The organism is Mucilaginibacter glaciei, assembly GCF_014773245.1.
In the GTDB taxonomy this organism is placed as follows: domain Bacteria; phylum Bacteroidota; class Bacteroidia; order Sphingobacteriales; family Sphingobacteriaceae; genus Mucilaginibacter; species Mucilaginibacter glaciei.
The window spans coordinates 383,365-395,715 of the sequence record NZ_JACWMX010000005.1 but is presented as its reverse complement, the minus strand read 5'-3'; the positions used below and the strand labels follow the sequence as shown (position 1 = coordinate 395,715).

Here is a 12,351-nt window from a genome sequence, read left to right as displayed (position 1 = left end):
CAGCTGTAAAAAACAGCTAACTACTAACTTTTTACCGAAAATTGCATTTTTCGTTTTGCCAATATGCATTTTTGGTTTTTTCGATTATACAGGTACAGAAAACACAAGGGAAAGCACTCAAAACAAATTAACTTTTAACGCATGTAACCAATTTTGCCGCGCAAACCCTTGTGTTGGCTGTGTTACCTATTAATAGACGCGGAAAGTTTTGAAACGTTACACGCCTCACCCCAAACCTTTCCAAAGAAGAGGGAGAAAATTCATGGCTTTTAGCAAGCCGTTTGTAAAAGAGTTATAGATGGGCGTATTGCCATTTAGGTGAGATTATTAAACTTTCACGCCTTATATTTGCGGCACATTTTATTTGCTATGGAAGTTTTTGCTTTGGGTGAGGGTTCGTATTCGGTTGATGCTACTAAAAAGTTTATTCCCTTTAACCCGCAAACGGATAACCGTAAGGACAGGCCGGGGTCGCTCTTTATCCACGTTAACCCATTCCTGATCAAAACGGCTGATGACCTGATCCTGCTTGATGCCGGGTTAGGCTACAAAGATACCCGCGACGAACTGCTACTGCACCAACACATCCGCAATGCCGGTTTTGAGCCGGAGGATGTAACGCTGGTGCTGATGTCTCATTTGCATTACGATCATTCGGGCGGCTTAGTAGTTGACCGCTATGGTAAACTGGAGCCATCGTTTCCGCAGGCAACACACGTTATTCAGCGCGAGGAGTTTGAATTTGGCTTATCGGGCAAATCATCTTCTTACCATGCCGAGATCTTTGAAGCTTTGCAGTATGGCGCCAAAATTGATTTTGTTGAAGGTAGCGGCGAGTACAAAACCGGCATTCAATATGAATTATCGGCAGGGCACAGCAAGTTTCACCAGGTATTTTGGTTAGATATAGAGGGCAAAAAGGTGTTCTTTGGGGGCGATGAATTACCCGAGCCGGAGCAACTGATCAGAAAATTTGTTGCTAAGTATGATTACGACGGCCAACGTGCTGCCGAACTACGCATTGCTTATGGCAAAAAAGCAGCTGCCCAAGGCGATGTTTGCTTGTTTTACCATGCCCGCGCAACAGCAATAGGAACGGTAAATTACACGGATGAAGTATTTACAATAACCCCGGCTTAAAATTCTTTTTCGATACCAAACAGCTCTTTAATCTTTTCTACATTAAGCGGCTTTGATACAAAATCTTTCACCAGCGGGTACGAACGCGCCTTGTTGATATCGTTACTGAACACCGAAGACGATATGATAAAGATCTTACTTTTAGAAAGCGGATCGAGGTTTAAGCGTTTGTATTCATCTAAAAACTCCCAGCCATTCATAATAGGCATGTTAATATCTAACAAAATATAATCAGGAAGTTGAGCAGGATCTTTGCGCTGAATATCGGATAGAGTGTCGATAGCAAATTTGCCGTTTAGGCAGGCCATGATATCTGTATTCAGTAAAGCCTTCTTAATCAATTTTATAGATATAAAATTGTTTATCTCATCGTCGTCAACCAATAAAATACTTACTGTTTTGTTGTTATCAGGACTCATATATCTACTTTATACGGAAGTACAAATTAAAAGGTTATATTCCAAATTGTTGTAAAAGTAATCTTTTTAAAGGTACTTTTTTGCTATGACAACTGTTAACCGCCCTTAAAACGTCAAATCCAAATTGTATTTCGGCTTAGCCAATTAACTGATTATCAATACTTCCCTATTGTTACAGAAAGACGTATTTATATATTTTGACCGGTGCACAAATGTGCAGATTTTAAACCACAATAAATTACGAAGTTTTGTTACGTGCAGATTGTTATTAAAAAAAATTAAGAAGGTATTGATATGAACCTCAACTGTATCATCAAAACAATTTAGCCCCTCAGATATTTATTAATAATAACAAACCAAACTTACCATGAAATTCAAAATAGCGTTAATATTTTTGTCTATGTGGAGCTTTGCAGCTACCAGTTCGTACGCACAAAAAGTGGCCAACTATTATTACGGCAAACCGGGCACAAGTACCTATCAAGGATATTCATTTTGGACCAAAGGCGGGAGGCCATCATCAGTAACTTTTTATCACGGTGCAAACAGAGATGAAATAAAGATGGTTTATGCCGGTAAAGCTATATACAAAAACCAGCAAGCGTTCAAAATCTTGTTCCCCAATAAAAGTATATGCTATGTGATACCATCGGGGTACGATTTAAAAATTGTAAACGTATCACTAAATAAAAAAGAAACATTTAAATGGGAATATGAAGGCCCGGTAAATGGTATAGGTACTTTTTGCGCTGTTTGCACGCAGGATGAAAAGGAAGCAATGAAGCTGTTGAAGATGAGTTATCTGAAATAAAAAAGGCTCTGTCCTTCTCAAGAAAATGTAAACGACAAAGGCTCCATTTTGGAGCCTTTGTCGTAGTTTTATTTGCGCATTTGCATATACTCGCATCTGCACGTCTATTCTCACGTTCCGTATTCCGGTGTAGTTACTTCACTTTCTTCAAACTCGTAATCAGATAATGGCGGACATGAACAGATCAGCGTCCGGTCGCCGTAGGTGTCGTTTACCCGGCCAACAGATGGCCAGAATTTGTATTGCGCTACGTAAGGTAACGGGAATGCTGCTTTTTGGCGCGTATACGGATGCTCCCACTCATTAGCCGTAATTACAGCAGCAGTGTGTGGTGCATTCTTCAACGGGTTATCTAATTTATCGCTCAAGCCGTTTTCCACATCCTCAATTTCATGACGGATAGAGATCATGGCATCGCAAAAACGATCCAATTCATGTTTAGGCTCAGATTCGGTTGGCTCAACCATTACCGTACCCGCAACCGGGAACGATACTGTTGGCGCATGGAAACCGTAATCCATTAAACGCTTGGCAATATCCACCACCTCGACACCGTACTGTTTAAACGAGCGGCAATCTAAGATCATTTCGTGTGCACAACGGTCGTTTTTACCGGTGTACAACACATTGTAGTGGCTTGCCAACCGGGTTTTAATATAGTTAGCGTTCAGGATAGCGTAACGGGTAGCATCAGTTAAACCCTCGCCGCCCATCATGGCAATATAAGCATGTGATATGATCAGGATAGATGCAGAACCCCATGGCGCAGCAGATACCGCGTGGATAGCCTTACCGTTATCGATATCGACAACAGCATGGCCAGGTAAGTAAGGCACCAGGTGTTTAGCTACACCAATTGGGCCCATACCCGGGCCACCACCGCCATGTGGGATACAGAAAGTTTTATGCAGATTTAAGTGGCAAACATCGGCACCGATAGCGGCCGGACTGGTTAAGCCCACCTGTGCGTTCATGTTGGCACCGTCCATATAAACCTGGCCACCATGTTGGTGAATGATCTCACAGATCTCGATAATGCTTTCCTCGAATACACCATGCGTAGACGGATAAGTAACCATTAAGCACGACAATTCATTTTTATACTGCTCGGCCTTAGCCTTTACATCGGCAACATCAATATTACCGTTATCGTCGCATTTTACAACTACGATTTTCATTCCGGCCATTGCTGCCGATGCAGGGTTGGTGCCATGTGCAGATGACGGGATCAACGCGATATTACGGTGGGTATCGCCCCTATCCTGATGATAAGCACGGATAACCATCAAACCCGCATACTCGCCCTGTGCACCCGCATTAGGCTGTAAGCTCATGGATGCGAAGCCTGTTATCTCGCTTAACCATTTGTTCAACTCATCAAACAACTGCATGTAGCCACCAACCTGGTCGCTTGGTGCAAAAGGGTGCATTTTGCTAAACTCAGGCCAGGTAACGGGTACCATCTCTGTTGTAGCATTCAGCTTCATAGTACATGACCCTAATGCGATCATAGAGTGACAAAGCGAAAGATCCTTTGCCTCTAACGACTTAATATATCGCAGCATTTCATGTTCTGAATGGTGCGAATTAAAAATGCCGTGGGTTAAGTATGCCGATGTACGTTGCAATTCGGCAGGGATAATGCCTTCAACGTTATTTTTTAGTTCATCGAAATTAGCATCAGCCAGTGTTTTGCCTTTTACTTTGGCAAACAGGCGTACCAGTGTCTTAATATCTTCTGGCGATGTGGTTTCATCAATCGAGATAGTAGCTATCGTGCCGCTATAATGGAAATTGGCCAGGTTGTTAACCGCTTCTGAATTAACAGGGCCTTTTAATTTGCCCAGGTCGAATTTTAGGGTATCGAAGTAAGCTTCATTTAATTGTTCGTAGCCTAATTCCTTTAAAGAGGCTGCCAATAATACAGTTAAACCGTGAATGCGCTGAGCGATCAGCTTCAGCCCTTGTGGGCCGTGATATACGGCATACATACCAGCCATAATAGCCAGCAAAGCCTGCGCAGTACAGATATTTGAAGTTGCCTTATCCCTGCGGATGTGCTGCTCACGGGTTTGCAAGGCCATACGCAAAGCGTAGTTGCCCGCGCTATCAATAGTTACACCAATAATGCGACCGGGGATAGAGCGTTTGTATTCTTCTTTCGTGGCGAAAAACGCAGCATGCGGGCCACCGAAACCCATTGGCACACCAAACCGCTGCGTGCTGCCTACCACAATATCCGCTCCCCACTCACCCGGAGGCGTTAGCAGGATCAGGCTCATAATATCGGCAACTACCGTTAGTTTAATATTCTTTTGGTGCAGGGCGTTAGCAAATTCGGTGTAGTTGTAAACAGCACCGTTACCTGCCGGGTATTGTACGATGGCGCCAAACATATCGTCCGTCAACTCAACGGTACGGTGATCTCCAATTTGCAAGATGATGCCGTAAGGCTCGCTGCGGGTTTTTAAAATATCGATAGTTTGCGGGAATAGCTCTTCGCTCACAAAAAACACATTGGCTTTTTGATTTTTACGCAGGCTGTACTGCATACACATCGCCTCGGCTGCTGCAGTACCCTCATCTAATAAAGATGCATTGGCAATTTCCATCCCGGTAAGGTCGATAACCATAGTTTGGAAATTCAATAGTGCCTGTAAACGGCCTTGGGCAATTTCGGCCTGGTATGGAGTGTATTGGGTATACCATCCTGGATTCTCCAGAATATTACGCTGAATGACACCGGGAACAATTACATCATAATAGCCCTGGCCGATGTATGACTTCATCACCTTGTTTTTTGAAGCAGTTTGCTTCAGCGTGTTCAGGTAATCGAACTCGCTTTTTGCTGCCGGTAAATTCAGCGGATTTTTCAACCGTATCTTATCCGGAACGGTTTGCGAGATCAATTCATCAAGCGAATCGACGCCGATAGTTTTTAACATTTTATCGGTATCGGCCTGGTTTGGCGCTATGTGCCTTTGCTGGAATTTTTCCTGGTAATCTATGTTCAGCTTCATGAAATGTTATCCCTTAAAATTTAGGGCAAAGGTACAATTTTAGGTATTGAATAACAATCGCGTAACGCTTTATTGACAATGGATTTACAAGTCGGAATAATTACCCTTGTCCCGCCGATATCCCGCTTAAACAGCCGGCAGCGCAATTTTTTTGTGAGGCCATTAACATCCTTTTTTGTAATTTGCATGCTCTATATTATCTATGCTGCGCAGTATTGCCTTATTCCTCCTGCTATCGGGCCTTTTCTTTGGCTGCAGTGCAAATGCGGCTACCAATAACCGTTTTGTTCGGGCAAAGCATGGTTCCAATCCTCTCATCCCGGCAAAACTGATCAAACAGGCTACGGTCATCACGATAAATGCAACCGCTATAATATTGAAACCCGCGGCATGTACAACAAACAACGGCGCTATAACCGGCATCGTTATAACCAATACCGATGCGACTACGCTACTCATAAGCTGGAAAGACCAAACCGGAACCGAATGGGGCACCACCACAAACCTGATAAATATTCCGGCAGGTAGTTATACGCTAACAGTTACCACTGCCGACGGGACGGCATCGCAAACTTATGGCCCGGTAATTTTAAAAAATACCGACGTACCCGTTATTAACCAAACTAACCCGGTTATTATCTCAACACTTTGCGGGCAATTTGCAGGTTCTATTACCGGAATTACTGCAACAGGTACGGGCACTTTAACTTACAGCTGGATAAGCCAATACGGCACAGAAGTAAGCAATACGCTGCCCCTGCTCAACAAAACCGGTGGCAAATATCGCCTTATGGTGACTGATGCCAACGGCTGTACCGCCATGAGCACCGAATTAGAGATCCCCGAAATAAACGGCGTATCGCTCAACACCACAAACGGTCAGGCGCTTTCTGCCAGCTGCGAAAAGGCAAACGGGTCTATAATTGGATTGCAGACGGTAGGGGCCACACAAATTACTTGGACAAGACAACCAGATAACGTTGTGGTAGGTAACCAAATAGAACTAAAAAACGTACCTGCAGGCGATTACAAGCTTACTTATAGTAATTCTACCTGCAGTAAATCGTCTGATTTTACGATCAATTCACTGGCCAGTAGTTCCTTTGGCGATATCACCGTGAAAGCCACCAACACCTGCGATGCATTTGTGACAGGCAAGATTGAAGTTAATACCGATAACGCCGTTGAGGTTCCGGCTGCCTATCGTTGGGTAAACGCAAATGGCGATAATGCTGCATTTGGCAAGGTTGCCCAGTTTTTGGCTGCGGGGATCTACAAACTTTATCTAACTAATAAATATGGTTGCGAAAATTTCTACAGGGAGTATAGTGTAGGTAAATATCCGCCGTTTGTAAATACCCAGTTTGGTACAATCACTAATATCAAGTGTGGGATTGGCAGGGGCAGCATAACGGGCATTGCGTTTACAGGCGGTACTGGCAACTATGTATACGAGTGGTACGGCACAGACGGCACCCTTATAACAGGTAAAACAGAACCTTTCCTGGACGATCTTTCGCCTGGCAAGTATACGCTTCGCACCACTGATGGCGGTTGTAGCCTTAGCGAAAATATTTATACAATTATTGATGAAGAGGCACAACAGGCGCCGCCTGTTGTGCCTTACGTAAATTTATTATCTGCAGGGCAAGCGACAATTAATGTAACCAACCCTTACACTACCGCTATATATCGCCTGTATGATTCTGAAACGGCTATAACACCAGTTGATGAGCAACGTGGCGGGACTTTCGCAGTTAACGTTACCCAAAGCAAAAGCTTTTACGTTACCCTAACTTTTGGCTATTGTGAAAGTGAACGGGTTGAAGTAAAGATAACGGTAGACCCAACGGTTAACGAAATTGCAAACACCTTTACACCAAATGGCGACGGGGTAAATGATTACTGGAAAATAACGGGACTTGACGGCCAAAGCAACGCCACCGTTAGCATCTTTACCCGTAACGGTAGCCTCATATTTCAGTCTTTGGGATATGCCAGGCCCTTTGATGGTACTTACCGGGGCAAAGCCTTACCGGCAGGGGTTTATTATTACACCATTAAGCTTAAAGCAAGCAAGGTAATAGCCGGACACTTAACAATTATTCGCTGACAGTTACAATTGGGCAGAAAGTTAACATATATTGATTTAAATCGTTATTTTTAAAATGGCGACCTGCATGATCCGTATGTTGTAATTATTAAATGAAATTTAAATCCGGCAGCATACTTATCTTACTTATCCTTACCAGCATTTATGGGGTAAATGCGGCGGGAAATAAAGTTAAGTCATCGATAAACTATGCCAAAGTAATTGACGACTGCCCTGAAATTGACGACAGCCACGTTAACCTAATAGCTGCTAATTGCGGTGGCGCTAACGATGGGAAGATATTAGGTATAGTAGCTAAAGGTGGTACGGGCACTTATCATTATACCTGGTATGACAGCAATAAGCAGATAGTAGGCACTGCGGCCGATCTTATAAATGTACCTGCCGGCAATTATTACCTGCAGGTAAGGGACGATAGCAAATGCGCAGCGGCAACGTCGCAAAACTTCACGGTTAAAGTTAATTTAATTGTTATTGATAATACCAATACCATTATAAAACCTACCGCCTGCGGAAAAGCGTTTGGCAGTATTATTAGTATTACCACAACCAACGCTACCAGCTTTGTTTGGACAAACTCCTCACAAGCAGTTATAGGGACGGCATTAGATCTAAAAAATGTACCTGCAGGTATTTATAAATTAACAGCAACCAATAATTTAGGTTGTATAGCTACCTCAAGTTACAGCGTAACCAATGACACTTATTTTCCAACCCTGTCAAATATTGATACCGTACCCCCGCTTTGCGGAGGGAACGGAGGATTTAAACTGACTTTTTTAATCAAGGAAACAGACCCCGGCTTTAACTGGGAACTAACCCCATCCGGCCGGGATATACAAACCGGCTTCATTGCGTCAAGCCCAAACTCGCCGGGCGTATCTATTATAACCCTTGCAAATATGACACCTTCAGATACCTATACATTACGCGTGTTCAATAATGATGGCTGTGAAACCTATTACAATTTTAAATTAAACCCGGTTGATTTCAGGATCGATGCATCCCATGTTGTTATTCACAATGATTATTGCGGGCGGCACATAGGTACTATTGTAGGGCTAAAGGCTATAGGGATATCATCTGTCATTCCAAGCCCCTACCGCTGGCGTAACGAGGCCGGTGAGGTAGTTGGAGGGCTTTTGTTTTTAGCAGCCGTACCTGCAGGCAAGTATACACTCACGATGAAAGATCCGTATGGGCCCTGTATAGACGTTAAAGAATTTATAATAAAGGACAGCACAACTTTAGCCGAGCCACCAAAAGTTGATGACATAAAGCTTTGCCTGCCTGCCACCACCATGATCAATATTATTAATCCCGATACCAGCGGATATAATCTGTACGATTCTACCGAAACCCTGATAGCTACAAATAAATTTGGCGTATTCCCTGTTAAAGTAGCCCATACCAGTAAATACTATGTTACCCATCTAACCGGCACGTGCGAAAGCACTAAAGTTTTGGTAAATATTACCGTATCCCTGCCGGGTGTATCTATCCCAAATGCCTTTACCCCCAATAGGGATGGGGTGAATGATAAATGGATCATAACCAATTTGGATCAGTATCCGGGCTCGGTGGTATCGGTTTTTAGCCGGGGAGGCCAATTAGTGTTCAACAGTACCGATTATGCCACACCTTTCGACGGGCGTTATAAAGGCCGCGACCTGCCGGATGGGGTTTATTATTATCTGATAGACCCCAAAAAGCCCGAATGTACCGGCCAAATCTCGGGCAGCTTAACCATTATCCGTTAAGCTAATTGGCGCAGGTACATCTGCACGGTGTTCTCTAAACCGTAATAAAGGGCATCACTTATTAACGCATGGCCTATGCTTACTTCATCTAACGCGGGGATATTTTGGGCAAAGTACTGCAGGTTTTGCAGATCAAGGTCATGCCCGGCATTGATACCTAAACCTGCTTTGGTTGCAGCTTCGGCCGCGGTTACGTAAGGCGCAATGGCCTCTTCGCGGTTAACTGCATAGTTATGGGCGTAGGCTTCGGTATATAATTCAATCCGGTCGGTACCGGTGGTTGCGGCGGCATTAACCATTTCAACAATGGGGTCAACAAATATCGATACGCGGATACCGGCATCTTTGAAAATCTTGATGGTATTCTTCAAATACTGCTGATGTTTGATGGTATCCCATCCGTGGTTCGAGGTGATCTGCCCCAATGCATCGGGTACCAAAGTAACCTGCTCGGGCTGGCTGGCCAATACCAGTTCTACAAACTTTTGCTCCTGGCAGTTGCCCTCGATATTAAATTCGGTGGTCACTACCTTTTTCAGGTCAAAAACATCCGCGTAGCGAATATGGCGTTCATCCGGCCGGGGGTGCACCGTAATGCCTTGCGCGCCAAAACGCTCGCAGTCTTTGGCTACTTGTACCAGGTTAGGATTATCGCCGCCACGCGAATTACGCAGCGTTGCTATTTTATTGATGTTTACCGATAGACGTGCCATAGCGCAAAGTTAATATATATCTACCAGCCAACCTGCTTTTATCATAGCTATCGGGTTGTAAATTATTTAGGCCATTGGCGGGTTAAGGCGGCGGCTTCCCTGGTTGTTATGGGCATTACTGTACCATGGCGGGGGTGAAAATCCATGCTCACCAGATCATCAACCACCTCAAAGTTTTCAAAGTCGTGGCTACGCGTAAACTGGTATTTGCCTTCGGTGTAGCGGTCATACATCAGGATGTAATCCGGCCCTGTGTTTAGTTTAAAAACACTTGCCCCTTCTACCCATGATTTGGTTTGCTGTACATATTTATCAATCATCATATAACCCTGCGTCAGTTGATCAGATACCGCTATTTTTATTCCTTTACCCTTGTCTTCTGTTTTAAAGAAAAGGTAGTACCTGCCATCTTTCAAAACGATATCGCCATCTATGCAGGAGCCACCATCTGGCTTAAAAAACAGCTGCTTAGGCACGGTTTCCAACCCGCTAAAATCTTTATTGGCATACGCGTAATAGATCTTATCGGCCCCGGTCCCAAAACGCATGGACCAGTAAATCATATATTTATTTATCGAAGGATCGTAAATAGTTTGCGGCGCCCATACGCGGTTAATTTCAGCGAACTCTTTAAAAGTTTTTGACACATTTACTACGTGCGATTGCCAGTGCACCAGGTCGGTAGATTTTAACAGCACCATTGCAGAATCGGGCCCCCAGCCGTACTTCTCGGTATTCATATCGGTTGCTACCATAAAAAACGTCCTACCATCTGCCCCCCGCATAATATGCGGATCGCGCACGCCCCCTGTCGAACTGGTGTTGGCCGGGTTTATAACCGGCTGGTTGTTGTTAAGTGCCTTAAAATTATAACCGTCGCTGCTCAGGGCGAATCTGATCGCTTCCCCACCTTTATCGCCGGTGAAATAGGTAAACAGGTAAGCACTATAAGGTTGCTTTGCACCGGTTACTTTTGACTGTGCTTTACCACCGATAGCTGACAAAAGCATCAGGGCAACTATTAAACAAGGTGTTATTTTTAAGTTCTTACTCATAAAATCGGTATAGGTTATCTGCGATAGCAGCTGTTAATTGGAAAACTAATTTAGGATTATATTATTAATTGTCAAAAAAACATTTAATATGGGTATGCTTTTAATTAAACCCAAAAAATAACGCAAAACTATGGATGACTTTCCTATCAACATGATAGTTTTTTTGGTGATACAACATTTTTAAATTGATGTTGTTATTCATGTATACCTATGAATACTGTACTTAAAGCCTTCACCATTGCAGCAATTGCCTGCTTTACAATTACTAACGTTTTTGCACAGGCCAATTACACAAAAATAACCGGCTACAGCGTTTACTATGGCACGGCAAAGCGCTTTGGGCAAACCTGGATGGCCCTGCGTAAGTTTACCAACAACGGCAGGGATTACCTTTTTTTGGTGAACCCGAAAACGTTAGAAACCCGCACCGACGAGGCCAAGGGCTACGAGGTGACACCGATGACCATTGCCCAAACCCGCGACTATTTTAAGAACAGCCCTTATCAAAATGCCATTATTAAAGCTGAAGGCGCATCTGTAGCTTTGCAGGATGCCGGGATTGAAAGAGGACTGCCGAAAGAAACAGGCATTAGTTTAACAGCCGACCTTTGCCCGTCGCACCACCCGCTGGACAGGCGCATTTTTACAGATATAATTAGCGGTTTTAAACAAGTAGAAACACCTGTTCCCATTGCCTTATCGGTTAGCGGCCTGTGGATGCGCCATCACCAGCAGGATATAGCCTGGTTAAAGCAATTGCAGGCAAAGCACGAAATCTATATCACCTGGATCAACCATTCTTTTAACCATCGCGTAAGCGCCAAAAGCCCGTTAAAAACTAATTTTTTATTGGAACCCGGTACCGACATTAATTATGAAGTATTGGAAACCGAAAAGGCCATGCTGGCAAACGGCTTACAGCCTTCGGTGTTCTTCAGGTTCCCCGGGCTGGTGTCAGATCAGCAATTGGTTTACAAGATCACCGATTTTGGCCTCATCCCTATTGGTACCGACGCCTGGCTGGCAAAAGGGCAGCAACCGCAGTCGGGCAGCATTGTATTGATACACGGCAACGGTAATGAGCCTTTGGGTGTAAATGATTTTATTAAGTTGCTGCAATCGAAGGCAAAATTAATCGCCAATAAACAATGGTTACTTTACGACCTGCGCGAAACCGTTGATGAGGAATTTGAGAGTAAAAAATAAGTTCCTTACTAAATCAATTTTGCATTAAGGTGAGTTCAATTTTTAAGTGATCTCTGCCAATCGCAACTTATTTTTAATTATTACACGCCCACAAGCTATATTTTACTAACCTTT

General features: G+C 43.8%; 9 protein-coding genes. 5 read left to right on the top strand and 4 right to left on the bottom strand.

What is annotated here, in order from left to right:
• Positions 1-369 precede the first annotated feature (369 nt).
• Entirely contained in the window at positions 370-1,140 is a 771-nt protein-coding gene (locus tag IDJ76_RS14170; RefSeq protein ID WP_191163987.1) for an MBL fold metallo-hydrolase, read from the top strand.
• Here the strand turns inward: IDJ76_RS14170 and IDJ76_RS14165 are convergent.
• Positions 1,137-1,559 (bottom strand): response regulator, encoded by a 423-nt coding sequence (locus IDJ76_RS14165; RefSeq protein ID WP_191163986.1) that lies wholly within the window; start codon positions 1,557-1,559, stop codon positions 1,137-1,139. The two genes, IDJ76_RS14170 and IDJ76_RS14165, sit on opposite strands and share 4 nt — an antisense overlap.
• 367 nt (positions 1,560-1,926) lie before the next feature.
• Between IDJ76_RS14165 and IDJ76_RS14160 the strand changes: the two genes are divergently transcribed.
• Positions 1,927-2,370 (top strand): hypothetical protein, encoded by a 444-nt coding sequence (locus tag IDJ76_RS14160; protein ID WP_191163985.1) that lies wholly within the window; start codon positions 1,927-1,929, stop codon positions 2,368-2,370.
• Positions 2,371-2,480: 110 nt separating this feature from the next.
• Here the strand turns inward: IDJ76_RS14160 and gcvP are convergent, their stop codons facing one another.
• Positions 2,481-5,390, bottom strand: a complete 2,910-nt coding sequence (gene gcvP, locus IDJ76_RS14155; RefSeq protein ID WP_191163984.1) for an aminomethyl-transferring glycine dehydrogenase — start codon at positions 5,388-5,390, stop codon at positions 2,481-2,483.
• A 202-nt stretch (positions 5,391-5,592) separates the two neighbouring features.
• On the opposite strand from gcvP, the gene IDJ76_RS14150 reads away from it, so the two are divergent.
• Together IDJ76_RS14150 and IDJ76_RS14145 are read left to right on the top strand one after the other, a co-directional pair.
• Positions 5,593-7,503 carry a T9SS type B sorting domain-containing protein gene (locus IDJ76_RS14150; RefSeq protein ID WP_191163983.1) on the top strand — a complete coding sequence of 637 codons (1,911 nt, stop codon included), beginning with the start codon at positions 5,593-5,595 and terminating at the stop codon, positions 7,501-7,503.
• Positions 7,504-7,595: 92 nt separating this feature from the next.
• Positions 7,596-9,263, top strand: coding sequence for a gliding motility-associated C-terminal domain-containing protein (locus IDJ76_RS14145; protein WP_191163982.1), 1,668 nt, complete (start codon positions 7,596-7,598; stop codon positions 9,261-9,263).
• Here IDJ76_RS14145 and IDJ76_RS14140 read toward each other — a convergent pair.
• Together IDJ76_RS14140 and IDJ76_RS14135 are read right to left on the bottom strand one after the other, a co-directional pair.
• A complete protein-coding gene (locus IDJ76_RS14140; protein WP_191163981.1) occupies positions 9,260-9,976 on the bottom strand; it encodes a pyridoxine 5'-phosphate synthase in 717 nt (238 codons plus the stop codon). The genes IDJ76_RS14145 and IDJ76_RS14140 overlap by 4 nt on opposite strands.
• A 62-nt stretch (positions 9,977-10,038) precedes the next feature.
• Entirely contained in the window at positions 10,039-11,031 is a 993-nt protein-coding gene (locus IDJ76_RS14135) for a glycoside hydrolase family 43 protein (RefSeq protein ID WP_224746328.1), read from the bottom strand.
• 210 nt (positions 11,032-11,241) lie between these two features.
• Between IDJ76_RS14135 and IDJ76_RS14130 the strand changes: the two genes are divergently transcribed.
• Positions 11,242-12,237, top strand: coding sequence for a polysaccharide deacetylase family protein (locus tag IDJ76_RS14130; RefSeq protein ID WP_191163980.1), 996 nt, complete (start codon positions 11,242-11,244; stop codon positions 12,235-12,237).
• Positions 12,238-12,351 lie beyond the last annotated feature (114 nt).